Source organism: Actinopolymorpha rutila (assembly GCF_013407855.1).
GTDB lineage: Bacteria > Actinomycetota > Actinomycetes > Propionibacteriales > Actinopolymorphaceae > Actinopolymorpha > Actinopolymorpha rutila.
In genome coordinates this window covers 4,618,136-4,635,555 of the sequence record NZ_JACBZH010000001.1, presented here as the reverse complement: position 1 = coordinate 4,635,555, position 17,420 = coordinate 4,618,136, and the positions used below count along the sequence as shown (strand labels likewise).

The following is a 17,420-nucleotide window of genomic DNA, read 5'->3' as shown; positions in this document are numbered from 1 at the left end:
GGCCTGAGGGGCCTGAGGGGTGCCCGCAGAGTGCCCGCAGAGTGCCCGCAGAGTGCCCGAGGAGTCTCCGAGGAGCCCTGAGGAGGTCGCTCTCCTCCTCAGGGCGGACGCAGAGCCGGGCAAACTCCACCCGGCGGGCCACGCCGCGGGGTTGCCCACCGCCTACGGTTGGGGACGGCTGGGACACGTCCTGGCAGGCCAGGTGTGTGCGAACCAAGGTGTCGGGAGGCATCCGTGGGACGAATCGAGGCGAGGAACCTCACCAAGACCTACGGCGGGAAACGCGCGGTGGACGACCTGTCGTTCAGCGTCGAACCCGGCGTGGTGACCGGTTTCCTCGGCCCCAACGGTGCGGGCAAGTCCACCACCATGCGGCTGATGCTCGGCCTGGACCACGGCGGCGGGCAGACCCGTTTCGACGGCAAGCCCTACTCCCGGCTCACCCACCCGATGCGGCACGTCGGCGCGGTGCTGGAGGCGAAGGCGTTCCACCCGACCCGGACCGCCCGCAACCACCTGACGATGCTGGCGGCCGCCAACGGCATCCCGCGGCAGCGGGTCGACGTCGTCCTCGACCACGTCGGGCTGACCGACGTCGCCGGCCGCAAGCCGAAGTCGTTCTCGCTCGGAATGGGGCAACGGCTCGGCCTGGCCTGCGCGCTGCTCGGCGACCCGCACACGCTGATCCTCGACGAGCCGGCCAACGGCCTGGACCCGCAGGGCATCACCTGGCTGCGCAACTTCCTGAAGTCCTTCGCCTCCACCGGGCGCACCGTGTTCGTCTCCAGCCACCTGCTGGCCGAGATGGGGCTGATGGCCGACCGGCTGGTGGTGATCGGCCGTGGCCGGCTGATCACCTCCGGCGAGGTCCAGGACTTCGTACGCGCGGCCTCCCACACCGCCGTTGTCGTCCGTACGCCTCAGGCCGACCGGCTGACCGAGGCGCTGCGCGCGCAGCAGGTGTGGACCGAGCCCCAGGGCGACGGCAGCCTGGTGGTCAACGGCCTGGACCAGGCCAAGGTGGGCGAGCTCGCGTTCTCCGCCGGCGTGGTCCTGCACGAGCTCACCACCCGGACCGCCACGCTGGAGGAGGCCTTCCTGGAGGCGACCGGCGGTTCGGAGGAGTACGTCGCCCAGCTCGGCCAGGTGACCGCGCAGGACGTTGCCGACGCCCACCGTGGGGAGCCCGCCACCCCCGTTTCCTCGCCTTCCTCGTCCGCCATCCCGTCCTCCGGAGAGTCTCGATGATCGACGCCCTGCGGTTCGAGTGGATCCGGATCCGCACCATCCGCTCCACGTACTGGCTCACCGCCCTGGCCCTGCTGCTGAGCGCCGGGGTCGCCGGTGTGGTCGCGTACTTCGGCCGGGAGAACACGATCAGCGCCGAGATGGCCGGGGTGATCCTCACCGGCGGGTCCGCGTTCAGCCCGCTGCCCTTCACTGCGGTGTTCATGGGGATCGTCGGTGTCTTCGCGTTCGGCCACGAGTACCGCCACGGAACGATCCTGCCCACCCTGACCGCGGTGCCCCGGCGCGGCTCGCTCGTGCTCGCCAAGGCCGCGATGGTGATCGGCTTGTCGCTGGTGGTGGCCGTGGTCAGCGTGGCGCTGAACTGGGCGGTGGCCAGGGTGTTGTCGGGCCAGTCGCTGCCGCTGTTCGACGCGCCCGTCGGCCCGGCGCTGGGTGGCTACCTCGGGTTCGTCGTGCTGTGGGGTCTGCTCGGCCTCGGTCTGGGCGGCCTGCTGCGCAACCTGCCGGCGGCGATGGTGCTGCTCTTCGTCGTCCCCCTGGTCGTGGAGCCGCTGCTCACCGCGCTCACCATGATCCCCGCGCTGGAGTCGCTGCGGGGGTACGTCCACTACCTGCCGTTCACGGCAGGCAACGCCATGTCCCAGACCATGAACGACCTCGGCAGCGACAGACCGCGGGTCGCCGACCTGCCGAGCCGCCTGGCCAGCAGCCTCACCTTCACCGCCTGGGTGGCCGCCGTGCTCGCCGCCGCGACGGCGCTGTTCCACAAACGCGACGCCTGAGCCTCACCGGTGCCCCGGTGCTCCGGTGCCTCCCGGGGCCTAAGGTGAGACCGTCCGGACATGGACGTCCGGACGGTCTGGCGATCGTGAGGAGCGGACGTGACTTCGGTGCCGAGTGCTTCGTACTCCATCACCGTGCGACTCGAGGTGCCTGCCGGCGGACGGGCGGTGAGTGAACTCACTGCCGCCGTCGAGCACGAGGGCGGCACCATCACCGCCCTCGACGTCACCGCGTCCGGGCACGAGCGGCTGCGGATCGACGTCACCTGCGCCGCCACCGACACCGCGCACGCCGACCGCTTGGTCGAGGTGCTGCGCCAGGTCGCCGGCGTCGCGATCCACAAGGTGTCCGACCGCACCTTCCTCATGCACCTCGGCGGCAAGATCGAGATGCAGGCCAAGCACCCGATCCGCAACCGCGACGACCTTTCGATGATCTACACCCCCGGCGTGGCCCGGGTGTCGATGGCGATCGCCGCCAACCCCGACGACGCCCGCCGGCTGACGATCAAGCGCAACTCCGTCGCGGTGGTCAGCGACGGGTCCGCGGTGCTCGGCCTGGGCAACATCGGCCCGCACGCCGCGTTGCCGGTGATGGAGGGCAAGGCGGCGCTGTTCAAGCGGTTCGCCGGCATCGATGCCTGGCCGCTGTGCCTGGACACCCAGGACGTCGACACGATCGTCGAGGTCGTCCGCAGCATCGCCCCCGGCTTCGCCGGGATCAACCTGGAGGACATCTCCGCCCCGCGCTGCTTCGAGGTCGAACGCCGGCTGCGCGAACTGCTCGACATCCCGGTCTTCCACGACGACCAGCACGGCACCGCGATCGTCGTCCTGGCGGCGCTGACCAACGCCCTGCGGATCGTCGGCAAGGATCTCGCCCACGTGCGGATCGTGATGTCCGGTGCGGGTGCGGCCGGGAGCGCGATCCTGCGGTTGCTGCTGGCCGCCGGCGCCAAGGACGTCCTGGTCGCCGACATCGATGGCGTTATCCACGCGCGCCGCGAAGGGCTGTCGCCGGAGCTGCGCTGGATCGCCGAGCACACCAACCAGGCGCACTACGCCGGTGACCTGCACGGCGCGGTCGTCGGGGCCGACGTGTTCGTCGGCGTCTCGGCGCCCAACGTCCTGGCCGGAGCCGACGTGGCGACCATGAACAAGGGCGCGATCGTCTTCGCGCTGGCCAACCCCGACCCGGAGGTCGACCCGGCGGAGGCCCGCGAGCACGCCAGCGTCGTGGCCACCGGCCGCAGCGACTACCCCAACCAGATCAACAACGTGCTGGCGTTCCCCGGCGTCTTCCGCGGCCTGCTCGACGCCCAGAGCCACCACGTCGACGAGACCATGCTGCTGGCCGCCGCCCAGGCGATCGCGAACGTCGTCACCGAAGATCAGCTCAACGCCAACTACGTGATCCCGAGCGTCTTCCACCCGGACGTGCACAACGCCGTCGCGGCCGCGGTGCGTGACGCGGTGGCCGCCTCCAGCCACTGATGCGCCGGCTCACGGGGGTGGCCGGCGTCGCCTGGTGGGTGGCGTTCGGGCTGGCGTGTGTGCTCAACCTCTACGGGTTGTACGCGCCCACCGAGCCCGGCCCGGACCTGTCGTTCAGCTATGCCGACAAGGTGGCGCATTTCGCGACCTTCACCTCGGTGGCCTGGACCGGCGCGCGCGCCGGTGTCCCGGTGCGCTGGCTGGCCGGGATCCTCGCGCTGCACGCGGTCAGCAGCGAGATCGTCCAGGGAACCCTGATGGCGCACCGCGAGGGTGACCCGTTCGACGTACTCGCCGATCTGGTCGGGGTCACGGTCGGCCTGGCCATCGCCGCTGCCGGCCGTCGCTCCGCCGCCGGAAGGCAGCCCGCGGTGAAGAGCCGGTCCGCGGGGAAGGATCGGTCTGCCGCGGACGATGTGCCGGCCCGGGACGGCGGAGACACTCGTACGACGGCACCGGACGCGGGATCATGAGGACATGAGCGGGGACTACTACACCGGGCAGCTGCTGGTCGCGACGCCCGCGCTGACCGACCCCAACTTCGCCCGAGGTGTCGTCCTGGTCCTCGACCACGACCACGACGGCGCGCTCGGGGTGCTGGTCAACCGGCCCAGCGAGCTGCCCGTCACCTCTGTCCTTGCCCAGTGGAACGACCTGGTCTGCCCGCCGGACGTGCTCTTCCACGGCGGCCCGGTGGCCACCGACTCCGCGCTGGCGCTGGCGGAGGTGCCCGCCGGCGGCGAGGCCGAGCCGCTCGGGTGGCGGCGGCTGCACGGTCACCTCGGTCTGGTCGACCTGGACACCCCTCCGGAGCTGCTGGCCGGCGGGGTCCGCAGCATGCGGATGTTCGCCGGTTACTCCGGCTGGTCGCCCGGCCAGCTGGAGGCCGAGGTCAAGGAGGGCGGGTGGTACGTCGTGGACGCCGAGCCCGGCGACGCGTTCACCACCGACCCCGAAGGGCTGTGGCGGCGGGTGCTGCGCCGGCAGCCGGACGAGCTCGCCCTGGTCGCGACGTTCCCCGAGGACCCGTCCCTGAACTGACCGGCCGGTATGCCCGGTGGATCATGGCAGGACGGTGTGCGCGGGGGAGGGGAGCGTCTAGACTGCGCCGGGTGAGTACGCAACTGAGCCCCGGTGCGCAGACCGTCGAGGACACCCGCACGGTGCCCTCACACGGTGACGACGGCGATCACGAGCGGTTCTCCCATTACGTACCCAAGGAGAAGCTTGTCGAGGCCATGGTCACGGGCACGCCCGTGATCGCGCTGTGCGGCAAGGTCTGGGTGCCCAGCCGCGACCCGGAGCGGTTTCCCGTCTGCCCGGAGTGCAAGGAGATCTGGGAAGGCCTCCCGCCCGGCGGCGGTGACGGCGAGGGCGACGACTGATCCGCTGACCGGCCGGTCCTGCTCGGGCAGGACCCGCTGATCGGCTGTGCTCAACCGGCCGAGTGCCGCCTTTGGGTGATCGGCGTCAGCTTTTCGCATCCCGCTTCCACCCACTGACGACGGCGTTCCTGGTCCGCACAGACCGCCTCCCAGGCGTTACGCCTGGCGACGTCGGCGTCGGTCGCGAGCAGCGCGGCGATCCGGCCCACCACCGACCGTGCTCCCCGTACGAGCGGGGGCGGTCCGGGCTGCGCGTACGCGGCGACCGGCTCGGGGGACGTCGCCCGGCTGCTCATGCTGGCTCCTCGCTGCTCCGGCGGCGGACGGCCGCCGGACGCGATCCGGGGGTGTTCTCCCCACGAGGATGCGCAGGTTGTGTTGCGTGCTGGTTGCCGGCAGGTCAATGCCGGTCGACGGTTGTCGGCATCCATCGGACGGCTCGCGGACGGCCGACGACGCGGCCGGCTCGGGAGCGTCGCGGAACCGCCCTACGACTGGTCGGGCGCGCGGCGGGCCGCCCGGGCCGAGGACGGCGGACCCGCCGACGTGGAGGTCGAGCGCTGTGTGGGCGGCGCGTGCCGGCGCCGCGCGGGCCGACGCCCGGCGTTCACGGCGAGTTCGACGACGTCGTTCCACTGCTGGCGGCGCTGGAGGTCGGCACACACGGCCTCCCAGGCGTTGCGCTGACCGAGGTCGGCGTCCAGGCCGGGCAGGCGGGACGCCACGTGGCCGACGAGCCTACGGGCGGTTTCCACCAGACCTCGCTGGGGGATCGGAACCTGCCGACCGTCCGAAGTGGACCCGTCGCCATCGACCATCGCTGCTCCCTCATCGACCCCGTTCGACCCCGTTCGACCTTGCCGAGGGTGCCGGCGCGCGCCCCCGATTCCGAGCGCGCCGGCACCTGGCGCTGGGGTCGATATTCCCCACTTGGAGTTTCCCGATGGTCACAGATTGGTCAAGCCTGGGTGGGAGACATGCTCACGGTTCGGTAACCGATCGATAACGGGAGAAGGGTGTCCTACCCGTCGAAACCGGGACGAGCCGACCGGTGCGACACGCCGTTCGCCCTATCACCAGGGTTGTTGTCCCGATGCGTGTGGGCCTGGCCCGAAACGACCGGCGATCAAGCTAATGTCGCGGGTCGGAGTTCGTCCATGCGGAAGGGAAGACGTGAGCACGCCCGCCTCGACGACCGACACCCCTCGAGTAGCCCCAGGCACCGGAAACCCCGGAGTCGCCGGCGCCGGAGCCGCCAGCACCGTCGGACCCTGGGGCCGGCTGCGCGCCTGGCAGCAGGAGGCGTTCGACGCCTACAGCACCCGCAGCCCGCGCGACTATCTCGCGGTCGCGACACCAGGAGCGGGCAAGACGGCGTTCGCCCTCACCATCGCGGCGGACCTGCTCGCCCGGCGGATCGTCGAGAAGGTCATCGTGGTCACCCCGACCGACCACCTCAAGCGCCAGTGGGCCGACGCGGCCGCGCGCGGCGACATCGCCCTGGACCCGGCGTTCGCCGGGCGCGGGGGGCGTACCAGTCGGGACTTCCACGGTGTCGTGGTCACCTACGCCGGGGTGGCGGCGGCGACCCAGGCGCTGCGGGTGCGCTGCGAGCGGTTCAAGACGATGGTGATCCTGGACGAGATCCACCACGCAGGCGACGCGCTCACCTGGGGCGAGTCGGTCCGCGAGGCGTTCGAGCCGGCCACCCGGCGACTGTCCCTCACCGGTACGCCGTTTCGCAGCGACGCCAACCCCATCCCGTTCGTCACCTACGCCCCGGACACCGAGGGCGTCCCGCGCAGCGAGGCCGACTACGGCTACGGCTACGGACGCGCCCTGGCCGACGGTGTGGTCCGGCCGGTGCTGTTCCTGGCGTACTCCGGTGACATGCGCTGGCGGACCAGCGCCGGTGACGAGATGCACGTCCGGCTGGGCACCCCGCTCACAAAGGACCTCGCGGCCCAGGCCTGGCGGACCGCGCTCGACCCGGCCGGCGACTGGATCCAGACCGTCCTGCGGGCCGCGGACACCCGGCTCACGGAGGTACGCCGGCACGTCCCCGACGCCGGCGGCCTGGTGATCGCCACCGACCAGGAGACCGCCCGCGCGTACGCCAAGATCCTCGGCCAGGTCGCCGGCGAGAAGCCCACCGTCGTGCTGTCGGACGAGTCCACGGCGAGCAAGCGGATCGGGCAGTTCGCCGAGAACGACAGCAGGTGGATGGTCGCCGTCCGGATGGTGAGCGAGGGCGTCGACGTGCCCCGGCTGGCCGTCGGCGTGTACGCCACCGCCACCCAGACGCCGTTGTTCTTCGCCCAGGCGGTGGGCCGTTTCGTCCGTGCCCGGCGGCGGGGTGAGACCGCGTCGCTGTTCCTGCCGACGGTCCCGATCCTGCTGCAGTACGCCGCTGAGATGGAGGTTCTGCGTGACCACGCGCTGGGCCGGGCGGTGAAGGACGAGGACGACATCTTCGCCGCCGAGGAGGATCTGCTGGCCGAGGCGGCCCGCGGCGAGACCGGCGCCGACCTGCTGGAGGACCAGCGCTACCAGGCGATCGGGTCGGAGGCGGCATTCGACCGGCTGGTGTACGACGGCAACGAGTTCGGCGGGGAGCTGGGGGAGGACGAGACGGAGTTCCTCGGCATCCCTGGGCTGCTCGAACCCGACCAGATGCGCGAGTTGCTGCGCCGGCGCCGCTCGGGCAACGGTTCCGACGCGCCGACGTCGACGACCAGGTCCGGCTCGGTGTCCTCCGCGTCCTCGTCCGGGGCTGTCGGTTCGGTGCCGCCGCCGGTGGCCGAGGAGTCCGCGGGCGGCTCCGGCGCACCCGACGGCGCGACGTACCAGCGGCTGGGTGTGCTGCGCCGGGAGCTCAACGGCCTGGTCGCCGCCTGGCACCACCGGACGGGCCAGCCGCACGGCGCGGTGCACGCCGAGCTGCGCCGGGTGTGCGGCGGACCGCTGGCGGTGCAGGCCACCGCCGAGCAGTTGCAGGCCCGCATCGACATGATCCGAGCCTGGGCGGTCAAGCGGTCCTGAGCCCCGGGGTCCCGCGGCGTCGCCGGCTGTCCTCAGACGCCGGGCTGCGCGGGGCCGCTGCTGTCCTCGGCGGCGCGGGACAGCAGCGGCACCACCCGCGGCCGCACCTGCGTCGCCAGCGCGATCACCGTCGAGATCCGCACGATGCCGTCGAACGCGAGCACCTCGTCGATCACCCGCTGCAGGTCGGCATTGGATCGCGCCACCAGGCGGGCCAGCATGTCCGCGGGGCCGGTGATCGTGTGTGCCTCCAGCACCTCCGGGATGCCGGCGAGGTGCCGGGCCACCGCCTCGTGGCCGGCGCCCTGGCGCAGCTCAAGGGAGGCGAACGCGGTCACGCCGTACCCCAGCGCGGCCGGCTCCACCTCCGGTCCCCAGCCGCGGACGACGCCGGTGCGGGCGAGCCGGTCCAGGCGCGCCTGAACGGTGCCGCGGGCCACGCCGAGCCGGCGCGAGGCCTCCAGCACGCCGATCCTCGGCTCGGCCGCGAACAACCGGACGATCCGGGCGTCCAGCTCGTCAACCGGCGCGGCTGACGGCCCCGCGGACGAGGTGGGTTGCTGCGGCGACGACCCCACGGGCGACCTCCCGAACGTACGTGCCCAAAGCCTTGCGCAACCTGAGCACTCTGCCGGTGAACTCTGCCATTCGACTGGGCATTCTGTACAGGCTGTCGGCGACCTGTTGCACAGACTGTCGGACTGTTCGACGCTCTGGCAAAGCGGCGGGACGAACGAGGAGGCGGCCATGCAGCCGAACACCACACTGACCCCCGAGGAGCAGGCGGCCGACCTACGGTTCGACCAGCTCCGCCAGCTCGTCGGGCTGGTCGACTACGACGCGACGAAGGACCCGTTCCCGGTCACCGGCATGGACGCGGTGGTCTTCTGGGTGGGCAACGCGACCCAGGCCGCGGCGTACTACCAACTGGCGTTCGGGATGGAGCTGGTGGCCCACGCGGGGCCGGAGACCGGGATGCGCGACCGCAGGTCGTACGTGCTGAAGTCCGGCTCGGCGCGGTTCGTGCTCGAGGGCGGGGCTGCCCCCGACAGCCCGGTGCTCGACCACCACCGCGTTCACGGCGACGGGGTCGTCGACCTCGCCCTGGAGGTGCCCGACGTGGACAAGTGCGTCGCGCACGCCCGCGCGCAGGGCGCCACGATCCTGGTCGAGCCGTACGACGAGAGCGACGAGCACGGGACGGTACGCCGCGCGGCCATCGCGACGTACGGCGAGACCCGGCACAGCCTGGTGGACCGCTCCAACTACACCGGCCCCTACCTTCCCGGCTACGTCGCCCGGCAGACCACCGTAGCCCGGCCCGAGGGTCACCCGCGGCGGATCTTCCAGGCGGTCGACCACTGCGTCGGCAACGTCGAGCTCGGCCGGATGGACGAGTGGGTCGCCTTCTACAACCGCGTCATGGGCTTCGTGAACATGGCGGAGTTCGTCGGCGACGACATTGCCACCGACTACTCGGCGCTGATGAGCAAGGTGGTGGCCAACGGCAACCACCGGGTGAAGTTCCCGCTGAACGAGCCGGCGGTGGGCAAGCGGAAGAGCCAGATCGACGAGTACCTCGAGTTCTACGCCGGGGCCGGCTGCCAGCACATCGCCCTCGCCACCAACGACATCCTCCAGGCGGTGGACATCCTGCGCGCCAACGGCGTGGAGTTCCTGTCCACGCCGGACTCCTACTACGAGGACCCCGAGCTGCGCGCCCGCATCGGCGAGGTGCGCGTCCCCGTGGAGGAGCTCAAGCGGCGCGGCATCCTCGTCGACCGGGACGAGGACGGCTACCTGCTGCAGATCTTCTGTTCGCCGCTCGGCGACCGGCCGACGGTGTTCTACGAGCTGATCGAACGCCACGGCTCGCTCGGGTTCGGCAAGGGCAACTTCAAGGCGCTGTTCGAGGCGATCGAACGCGAGCAGGAGCGGCGCGGCAACCTGTGACCTCTCCGCCGTACCGTATGGGGCATGGCGGAAACCTCTGATGACCTGATCACCGCCCTGCGGGCCGGGCTCCCGGACGAGGCGGTCGTCACCGACCCGGACCGGCTGGCGTCCTACCAGCACGACATGGCGACGTTCTGCCCGTACGGCACACCCGCGGTCGGTGTGCTCGCCCGGTCGACCGAGCACGTGCAGCACGTCCTGCGGGTCGCGTCCAGCCTCGGGGTCCCCGTCGTGCCGCAGGGCGGGCGCACGGGCCTGTCCGGCGGCGCCAACGCGATCGACGGCTGCGTCGTGTTGTCGTTGGAGAAGATGACCACGATCCGCGAGATCGACGCGCCGAACCGGATCGCGGTGGTCGAGCCCGGTGTCCTCAACTCGGCGCTGTCGGCGGCGGTCGCCGAGCACGGACTGTTCTACCCGCCCGACCCGTCCAGCTGGGAGATCTCCACCCTCGGCGGCAACGTGGCCACGAACGCCGGCGGGCTGTGCTGTGTGAAGTACGGCGTCACCGCCGACTTCGTCCGCGGCCTGGAGGTGGTGCTAGCCGACGGCGAGGTGCTGCGCACCGGACGGCGGACCGCCAAGGGGGTGGCGGGCTACGACCTCACCCGGCTGTTCGTCGGCTCGGAGGGCACGCTCGGCGTCGTCACCGAGGCGACGCTGGCGTTGCGCCCGACCGGACAGGAGCCCCGCACGGTCGCGGGTCTCTTCCCGACGGTGATGGCGGCCGGTGACGCGGTGGCCCGGGTGGTCGCGGCGGGTCTGGTGCCGAGCCTGCTGGAGTTCATGGACCAGACGTCGCTGCGGGCGGCCAACGACTACCGGAACATGGGCCTGCCCGAGAACGCCGCCGCGATGCTCATCGCGCAGTCCGACGCCGACGCAGGCCGGGCCGCGGCCGACATCGGCGCCATCGCGGCGATCTTCACCGAGGCCGGCGGTTTCGACGTGGTGGAGGCCGACGACCTGGCCGAGGGGGAGATGCTGCTCACCGCGCGCCGGGACTCCCACTACGCCCTGGAGTCGTTGGGCTCGCGGCTGACCGACGACGTGTGCGTTCCGCTGAGCCGGCTGGCCGACTTCATCCACCAGGTGGAGAAGGTGGCCGCCGAGGTCGACCTCACCATCGCCACGGTCGGCCACGCCGGCGACGGCAACCTGCATCCCAGCGTGATGTTCGACGCGGGCGACGCCGACCAGGTACGCCGCGCCGACCGGGCGTTCGACGAGATCATGCGGATCGGCCTGGAGATGGGCGGCACAGTTACCGGTGAGCACGGCGTCGGCGTACTGAAGCGCGACTGGCTGGCCCGTGAGCTCGGGCCGGTCGGGGAGCGGGTGCACCGCGACCTGAAGCGGCTGTTCGACCCGGCCGGGATCCTCAACCCCGGGAAGGTGCTCGCGCCCTGAGCGGCGCCCGGTCGCGGGCCTATTTATCGAAACGCTTTCTGCGTTCATTCTCCGAACAGAACCTCGGCCGCTATCGGCCATTGTCCACAAATTGCTTTCGGTTGGTCGCTATTCGTATCCGATACCGGTCGAAGGCAGCGCTGCTGAGTCTTTCCCGCGAACGCAACAGAACCATTTCGTTGCCGTTTCCATCTGGTGTCCGTACCCGCTTACCCGTAGCCTGCTGGGCATCCGTCACCCGGTGACTGCGCGAGGACATGGTTCTCCCCGCGCGGGAAGGGATTCGAGCGATGTCAGAATTCGGTGCCGCGCGCTCGTCGCGCCGGCAGTTCTTGTTCAACGCCGCGATGGCAGCCGCGGCCGTGGGAGTCGGTGGCGGCGCCCTGGCCGGTTGTGGTCAGGGCGGAAGTGGCGCCGGCGGTGGCGGGGGAGGAAAGGGCGGCGGCCGGTCCGGCAAGCAGGGCGAGACGCTTTTCATCGCCGGCTTCCAGTGGGGCCCGCCCACGCAGTTCAACCCGCTGGGGCAAAGCACTGGCTGGCCCTGCGGACAGGGCGCCATGCAGTTGGTCTACGAGACGCTGGTCCGCTTCAACCTGCTGACCGGCAAGCTCGAACCCGGCCTGGGCAAGGAGCTCCAGACGCCTGACGACAGCACGATCGTCGTTCCGCTGCAGGACGGCACCAAGTGGCAGGACGGGAAACCGCTCACCGCCGACGACGTGGTCTACACGTTCGAGCTGGCCAAGCGGCACTCGGAACTGTCCTACGCCTCGTTCTGGGACAACGTGGACAAGATCGAGGCCAGCGACCCGCAGACGGTCAAGGTCACCCTCAACCGCAAGAAGTACAACCCCGCTCTGGTAAAGAACGGCCTGGCCGGCACGTTCATCCTGCCCAAGCACGTGTGGGAGCCGCTGGAGAAGCAGGGCAAGCAGATGGGGCAGTTCGAGAACCTCAAGCCGGTCGGCTCCGGCGCCTACAAGGTGGACTCCTACAACCAGCAGCAGATCAGCCTCACCCGCCAGGACACCTACTGGGGCAAGAGCGCGTTCGGCGGCCTGCCCGCGCCGAAGTACATCGTCCACCCCATCTTCAAGGGCAACCAGGACGGCGACCTGCGCTTCCAGCGCGGCGGTGTCGACGTGATGCAGCAGTTCACCCCACAGATCTGGAAGATGTGGGAGGACAAGAAGCTGGCCGTGTCCACGTGGTACAAGAAGGCGCCCTACCACGTGCCCGGCGGTATTCCGATGCTCGTCATCAACACCACGAAGAAGGGCCTGGACAACCCGAAGGTGCGCCGGGCGCTGGCGTTCGCCATCAACTACCAGGACATTGCCGACAAGGCCATGTCGCGGTACTCCAAGCCGGCCAACTCCAGCGTCATTCTGCCCACCGGCGGTGAGTCGAAGTTCTTCGACCAGCAGTCGGTGGCGACCAACGGCTGGAAGTACGACCCCGAGGAGTCCAAGAAGATTCTCGAGGGCGAACTGAAGGCCAAGAAGGGATCGGACGGCATCTACGTCCTGCCCGACGGCACCCGGCTCGGACCGTGGACGGCGCAGACGCCCACCGGCTGGAGCGACTGGCAGAGCGCCCTGCGCATCGTCGCCAACAACGCCAAGGCGGCCGGGATCGACATCACCACGAAGTTCCCGCAGGCGCCCAACGTCACCAGTTCGGTCCAGGCCGGCGACTTCGACCTGGCCTGCTGGGGTGTGGCCTCCACCAGTGCGGCCACACCGTGGCAGCGGTTCCGCGACGTACTCGACAACCGCGGGGTCGCCAAGCTCGGCCAGCCGGCTTTCTGGAACTACGGCCGGTTCAAGGACCCGGCAGTCGCCTCGCTGCTCGACCAGGCGGCCGCGGCCACCGACACCGCGACGGCCAAGGAGGCGTACGGCAAGCTCGACGAGATCTTCATGAAGAACGCGCCGATGGTCCCGTTGATGTACCGCCCGCTGGAGTTCTACGAGTTCAACGAGACCAACTGGAAGAACTTCCCGAACGAGAAGAACCCCTACGCGCCGCCGATGTTCTCCGGCGCCGGCGTCGCCTGGCTGTTCAAGATCAAGCGCGTCTCGCAGAGCTGAACACCCGGCTGGGACGCCGCGCGCACGACGGGGTGCGGCGCGGCGTCCCATCCGGCCGCACGCCCGTCGGCGGAACGTGAGGGAAGTGAATGCGGCTACGTAAGTACCTCGTCGGCAAGACGCTGTGGTACATCGGCGCACTCATCGTGGCGCTGGTCCTGAACTTCCTGCTCCCGCGGCTCGTCCCCGGAAACCCGGTGGACGCGATCGTCGCCCAGCTCGGGCGCTCGGGGACGCAGGCCGAGTCGCTGCAGCGGATTCACGCGCACTACGTCAAGGAGTTCGGCCTCAACCAGTCGATGGTGGGGCAGTTCTTCACCTATCTCGGCAACCTGGCGCACTTCGACCTGGGCACGTCGTTCGCGCAGTACCCCGCGCATGTCGACGGTCTGATCAGCCAGGCGCTTCCGTGGACGATCGGCCTGCAGCTGCCGGCCATCCTGATCGGCTGGCTGGTCGGCAACGCGCTCGGCGCGCTGGCGGCGTTCAAGGGCGGATGGTTCGACCGGGGCGCGTTCCTGAGTTCGTTGTTCCTGTCCAGCATGCCGTACTACTGCCTGGCGATCCTGTTGCTCTACCTGTGCGCGGTGGCGTTACCGCTGCTCCCACCTGGTGGCGGCTACGAGCCGGGCAGCTCGCCGGAGCTGAGTGTCACGTTCATGGTCGACGTGATGCGACATTACTGGCTGCCGTTCCTTTCACTGGTACTCATCTTCGTCGGCGGGCAGGCCGTCGGCATGCGGTCGATGGCGATCTACGAGCTGAACTCCGACTACGTGAACTACGGTCGCGGGCTCGGCCTGTCGGACAAGCGGATCGTGCGCTACATCTTCCGCAACGCGATGCTCCCGCAGGTGACCGGCCTGGCGTTGTCGATCGGCACTCTGGTGGGTGGCGCCCTCATCACCGAGATCGTGTTCTCCTATCCCGGAATCGGCTCGTTGCTGTTCTCCGCGATCGGCCAGAACGACTATCCGGTCATCCAGGCGATCACCCTCATCATTCTGGTCGCGGTGTTGTTGTCCAACTTCCTCGTCGAGATCGCCTACGGGTTCGTCGACCCGCGGATCCGGGCGTCGCAGGCAGGTGAACGCTGATGCGAATGGCGCGCTTCACACCGCGGTTCTGGGTCGCGGCGGTGATCTTCGCCCTGGTCGTGGCGTTCGCGGTGCTCGGGCCGATGCTCTTCGGCGCGAACCCCGGCAAGGACGTCGGCGGGCTGTACGACCCGCCGTCGAGCCACGCCTGGCTCGGCACCGACGACCTCGGCCACGACGTCTTCACCAACCTGATGCTCGGCACCCGGACCTCACTGATCATCGGCCTGGTCGCCGGGGTGGTGGCGACGCTGATCGGGGTCGTCCTCGGCCTGCTCGCGGGCTACCACGGCGGCGTGGTCGAAGAGGCGCTGATGGGCGTCACCAACGTCGCGCTGGCGATCCCCGCGATCGTCGTACTCATCCTGTTGTCGGTCGCGATCGACTTCCGTTCGATCGTGGCGATGGCGGTGGTCATCGCCATCACCAGCTGGCCGTGGACGGCGCGGGCCGTACGCGCACAGGCCAGCAGTGTGCGAACGCGTGAGCACCTCGACGTGGCGAGGCTGTCCGGCGCGCGTACGTTCGACATCTTGATGTGGGACGTCCTGCCGTACCTCATGTCCTACATCGCGATGGCGTTCGTGCTCCAGGTGTCCAGCGCGATCCTCGCCGAGGCCGGGCTGTCCCTGCTCGGCCTGGGCCCGAGCGGAAGCGTCTCGCTCGGCATCATGCTCAACTGGGCCCTGGTCGGTGAGTCGTTGCTGAACGGCGCCTGGTGGGCGTTCCTCCCGCCGACGATCCTCCTGACGCTGGTCGCGTTCGCCCTGCTGATGTTGCAGTCCAGCCTGGACGAGGTGTTCAACCCGCGGTTGCGGCGTGGCCGCCGGCAGCGCGGTGCGGCCGCCGGTGCCGGCGCCGGTGCGTCGGTGTCGCTGGTCACCAGCGGTGCCGTCGCCGCCGAGACTCTCGATGTCGGGGCGGCGGGCGAACCGGTGGCCGAACCCGGCGCGGGCGAACGCGTCGTCGGCTCCGGTCCGGACCGGACGAGTGAAAGGTCGGGTAGCGCATGACCGGGGTGATGACCTCCACCGACGTCCTGCTGCGGGCCGAGCGGTTGCGGGCCGCCTACAACGTCGAGGGCGGCCGGGTGGTCGCGGTCGACGACGTGTCGATCGAGGTGCGCAAGGGAGAGGTGCTCGGGGTGGCCGGGGAGTCCGGCTGCGGCAAGAGCACCCTCGGCTCGATCCTGTCGCTGACCGTACGACCGCCGCTGTACGTGCTGAGCGGTTCGCTGGAGGTCGACGGCAAGCAGCTCGACCTCGGGCCGGACCGCAAGCCGCCGCGATCGTGGCGGGGCGAGGTGGTGTCCCTGCTGCCGCAGGGCGCGATGAACTCCCTCAGCCCGACGGTGCGGATCCGGGACTTCGCCTACGACGTGATCCGCGCGCACCAGCCGGGCGTCCGGCGCGACAACGCGATCGAGCGGGCGCGGCAGCGACTGGAACAACTCGACCTGCCGGCACGCGTCCTCGACTACTACCCCCACCAGCTCAGCGGCGGCATGAAGCAGCGGGTGGTCACGGTCATCTCCACCCTGCTCGACCCCCGGCTGCTGATCGCCGACGAGCCGACGTCCGCGCTCGACGTGTCCTCCCAGCGGATCCTGATCGAGATGCTGCGGGAGATGCTGAAGCAGGACATCATCGGCGGCGTCATCTTCATCACCCACGACCTGCCGGTGCTCAACACGATCGCCGACCGGATCGCGGTGATGTACGCCGGGAAGATCGCCGAGGTCAGTCCCGCGACCGAGCTCATCAACCGGCCCCGCCACCCCTACAGCGCGTCCCTGCTGTCGTCGGTGCTGGTGCCCGAACCCCACATGCGGCAGACCAGGGTGCGCGGCATTCCGGGCGCACCGCCGAGCCTGGCCCACCCGCCGGACGCGTGCCGGTTCCACCCCAGGTGCCCGCTGGTGATGGACATCTGCCGTACGGAGGACCCGCCGCGGGTCGGTGACGAGCGCCGCCACTCGCTGTGCTGGTGGGCCGACCAGCATCCCGGCCAGACGGTGGAGGTGGGTCGATGAGCGCGCAGCCCCGAAGCGACGCGGAGCCTCGCAGCGACACGGGGCCGCTGATCGAGGCGAAGTCGCTGTCCCGTGTCTTCGGTCACGGCGCCAACACCGTCCGGGCCGTCGACGACGTGTCGTTCACGTTGGGCCGCCAGGAGGTCGTGTCCATCGTGGGGGAGAGCGGCAGCGGGAAGTCGACGCTGGCCCGGCTGGTGCTGCGGCTGCTGGACCCGACGGCGGGGACGCTGCACCTGTCCGGCCGGGACGTCACCTCGCTGAAGGGCCGCGACCTGCAGGCGTACTGGCGCGACGTGCAGGCGGTCTTCCAGGACCCGTTCAGCTCGTTCAACCAGTTCTTCACGGTACGCAGGCTGCTGAACCGGTCGCTGCGCCTGGCCGCTGCCGGCTCGGCCGAGCGGGGCGAGACGCTGATGGCGCAGGCGCTCGACCACGTCGGGCTGTCCGGTGACGTGCTCGACAAGTGGCCGCACCAACTGTCCGGCGGCCAGCGGCAGCGGGTGATGATCGCCCGGGCGCTGATGTTGCAGCCACGGATCCTGGTCGCCGACGAGGCCACCTCGATGCTGGACGCGTCGCTGCGGGCGAACATCCTGAACGTCCTCGCCGACCTGCGCCGCGACTACGACATGACGATCCTGTTCATCACCCACGACATCGGCCAGGCGTGCTACGTGAGCGACCGGGTGCTGGTGATGAGCCAGGGCCAGGTCGTCGAACAGGGCCCCACCGACGAGGTCATCTTCAACCCGCGGCACGAGTACACCCAGCGGCTGCTCGCCGACGTACCCCGGCTGCACGAGAACATCCTCGACTGACGCCCACCTCTGACGTACGTCCCGCTGTCAAGCGCTCTTTGACAGCGGGACGTTCGC

At 70.2% G+C, this 17,420-nt stretch carries 17 protein-coding genes; 14 read left to right on the top strand and 3 right to left on the bottom strand.

Features of this window, described 5'->3' with window-relative positions; translation table 11 throughout:
- The first annotated feature begins 234 nt into the window (after window positions 1-234).
- From F4554_RS20685 to F4554_RS20660, 6 genes are all read left to right on the top strand, one after another.
- Window positions 235-1,248 (top strand): ATP-binding cassette domain-containing protein, encoded by a 1,014-nt coding sequence (locus F4554_RS20685; RefSeq protein ID WP_179789098.1) that lies wholly within the window; start codon window positions 235-237, stop codon window positions 1,246-1,248.
- Window positions 1,245-2,033: an ABC transporter permease gene (locus F4554_RS20680; protein ID WP_179789097.1), complete on the top strand. Its 789-nt coding sequence runs from the start codon at window positions 1,245-1,247 to the stop codon at window positions 2,031-2,033. Before F4554_RS20685 ends, F4554_RS20680 begins: the two co-directional genes overlap by 4 nt.
- Before the next feature lie 99 nt (window positions 2,034-2,132).
- A complete protein-coding gene (locus tag F4554_RS20675) occupies window positions 2,133-3,527 on the top strand; it encodes an NAD-dependent malic enzyme (protein ID WP_179789096.1) in 1,395 nt (464 codons plus the stop codon).
- Window positions 3,527-4,000, top strand: a complete 474-nt coding sequence (locus tag F4554_RS20670; protein ID WP_179789095.1) for a VanZ family protein — start codon at window positions 3,527-3,529, stop codon at window positions 3,998-4,000. The genes F4554_RS20675 and F4554_RS20670 overlap by 1 nt, the downstream gene beginning before the upstream one ends.
- Window positions 4,001-4,004: 4 nt before the next feature.
- Window positions 4,005-4,568 (top strand): YqgE/AlgH family protein, encoded by a 564-nt coding sequence (locus tag F4554_RS20665; protein WP_179789094.1) that lies wholly within the window; start codon window positions 4,005-4,007, stop codon window positions 4,566-4,568.
- Between the two features lie 71 nt (window positions 4,569-4,639).
- The gene (locus tag F4554_RS20660) at window positions 4,640-4,912 is read left to right on the top strand and encodes a DUF3039 domain-containing protein (RefSeq protein ID WP_092654338.1); all 273 of its coding nucleotides are present in this window, start codon (window positions 4,640-4,642) and stop codon (window positions 4,910-4,912) included.
- A 50-nt stretch (window positions 4,913-4,962) separates the two neighbouring features.
- On the opposite strand, the gene F4554_RS20655 is transcribed toward F4554_RS20660, so the two are convergent.
- Both F4554_RS20655 and F4554_RS20650 read right to left on the bottom strand, forming a co-directional pair.
- Entirely contained in the window at window positions 4,963-5,208 is a 246-nt protein-coding gene (locus tag F4554_RS20655; protein ID WP_179789093.1) for a hypothetical protein, read from the bottom strand.
- A 192-nt stretch (window positions 5,209-5,400) separates the two neighbouring features.
- A complete protein-coding gene (locus F4554_RS20650; RefSeq protein ID WP_179789092.1) occupies window positions 5,401-5,730 on the bottom strand; it encodes a hypothetical protein in 330 nt (109 codons plus the stop codon).
- A 355-nt stretch (window positions 5,731-6,085) separates the two neighbouring features.
- Between F4554_RS20650 and F4554_RS20645 the strand changes: the two genes are divergently transcribed.
- On the top strand, window positions 6,086-7,954 hold the full coding sequence (locus tag F4554_RS20645) for a DEAD/DEAH box helicase (RefSeq protein WP_420360731.1): 1,869 nt from the start codon (window positions 6,086-6,088) through the stop codon (window positions 7,952-7,954).
- 32 nt (window positions 7,955-7,986) lie between these two features.
- On the opposite strand, the gene F4554_RS32420 is transcribed toward F4554_RS20645, so the two are convergent.
- The gene (locus F4554_RS32420) at window positions 7,987-8,532 is read right to left on the bottom strand and encodes an Lrp/AsnC family transcriptional regulator (RefSeq protein ID WP_337796130.1); all 546 of its coding nucleotides are present in this window, start codon (window positions 8,530-8,532) and stop codon (window positions 7,987-7,989) included.
- 169 nt (window positions 8,533-8,701) lie between these two features.
- Here F4554_RS32420 and hppD point away from each other — a divergent pair, with 169 nt between their 5' ends.
- From hppD to F4554_RS20605, 7 genes are all read left to right on the top strand, one after another.
- Window positions 8,702-9,907: a 4-hydroxyphenylpyruvate dioxygenase gene (gene hppD / locus F4554_RS20635; RefSeq protein WP_179789089.1), complete on the top strand. Its 1,206-nt coding sequence runs from the start codon at window positions 8,702-8,704 to the stop codon at window positions 9,905-9,907.
- 24 nt (window positions 9,908-9,931) lie between these two features.
- On the top strand, window positions 9,932-11,320 hold the full coding sequence (locus F4554_RS20630; protein ID WP_179789088.1) for an FAD-binding oxidoreductase: 1,389 nt from the start codon (window positions 9,932-9,934) through the stop codon (window positions 11,318-11,320).
- 290 nt (window positions 11,321-11,610) lie between these two features.
- Window positions 11,611-13,413, top strand: coding sequence for an ABC transporter substrate-binding protein (locus F4554_RS20625; protein ID WP_238341369.1), 1,803 nt, complete (start codon window positions 11,611-11,613; stop codon window positions 13,411-13,413).
- A gap of 89 nt (window positions 13,414-13,502) precedes the next feature.
- Window positions 13,503-14,510: an ABC transporter permease gene (locus F4554_RS20620; RefSeq protein ID WP_179789087.1), complete on the top strand. Its 1,008-nt coding sequence runs from the start codon at window positions 13,503-13,505 to the stop codon at window positions 14,508-14,510.
- Between the two features lie 5 nt (window positions 14,511-14,515).
- Window positions 14,516-15,523 (top strand): ABC transporter permease, encoded by a 1,008-nt coding sequence (locus F4554_RS20615; RefSeq protein WP_238341368.1) that lies wholly within the window; start codon window positions 14,516-14,518, stop codon window positions 15,521-15,523.
- On the top strand, window positions 15,520-16,542 hold the full coding sequence (locus F4554_RS20610) for an ABC transporter ATP-binding protein (protein WP_179789085.1): 1,023 nt from the start codon (window positions 15,520-15,522) through the stop codon (window positions 16,540-16,542). Before F4554_RS20615 ends, F4554_RS20610 begins: the two co-directional genes overlap by 4 nt.
- Window positions 16,539-17,363, top strand: coding sequence for an ABC transporter ATP-binding protein (locus F4554_RS20605; protein WP_179789084.1), 825 nt, complete (start codon window positions 16,539-16,541; stop codon window positions 17,361-17,363). Before F4554_RS20610 ends, F4554_RS20605 begins: the two co-directional genes overlap by 4 nt.
- Window positions 17,364-17,420: the final 57 nt, after the last annotated feature.

Coding starts and splice junctions, on each gene's coding strand:
- F4554_RS20680 (WP_179789097.1), top strand. CDS start 1,245: ATGATCGACGCCCTGCGGTTCGAGTGGATCCGGATCCGCACCATCCGC.
- F4554_RS20670 (WP_179789095.1), top strand. CDS start 3,527: ATGCGCCGGCTCACGGGGGTGGCCGGCGTCGCCTGGTGGGTGGCGTTC.
- F4554_RS20665 (WP_179789094.1), top strand. CDS start 4,005: ATGAGCGGGGACTACTACACCGGGCAGCTGCTGGTCGCGACGCCCGCG.
- F4554_RS20655 (WP_179789093.1), bottom strand. CDS start 5,208: ATGAGCAGCCGGGCGACGTCCCCCGAGCCGGTCGCCGCGTACGCGCAG.
- F4554_RS20650 (WP_179789092.1), bottom strand. CDS start 5,730: ATGGTCGATGGCGACGGGTCCACTTCGGACGGTCGGCAGGTTCCGATC.
- hppD (WP_179789089.1), top strand. CDS start 8,702: ATGCAGCCGAACACCACACTGACCCCCGAGGAGCAGGCGGCCGACCTA.
- F4554_RS20630 (WP_179789088.1), top strand. CDS start 9,932: ATGGCGGAAACCTCTGATGACCTGATCACCGCCCTGCGGGCCGGGCTC.
- F4554_RS20625 (WP_238341369.1), top strand. CDS start 11,611: ATGTCAGAATTCGGTGCCGCGCGCTCGTCGCGCCGGCAGTTCTTGTTC.
- F4554_RS20620 (WP_179789087.1), top strand. CDS start 13,503: ATGCGGCTACGTAAGTACCTCGTCGGCAAGACGCTGTGGTACATCGGC.
- F4554_RS20615 (WP_238341368.1), top strand. CDS start 14,516: ATGGCGCGCTTCACACCGCGGTTCTGGGTCGCGGCGGTGATCTTCGCC.
- F4554_RS20610 (WP_179789085.1), top strand. CDS start 15,520: ATGACCGGGGTGATGACCTCCACCGACGTCCTGCTGCGGGCCGAGCGG.
- F4554_RS20605 (WP_179789084.1), top strand. CDS start 16,539: ATGAGCGCGCAGCCCCGAAGCGACGCGGAGCCTCGCAGCGACACGGGG.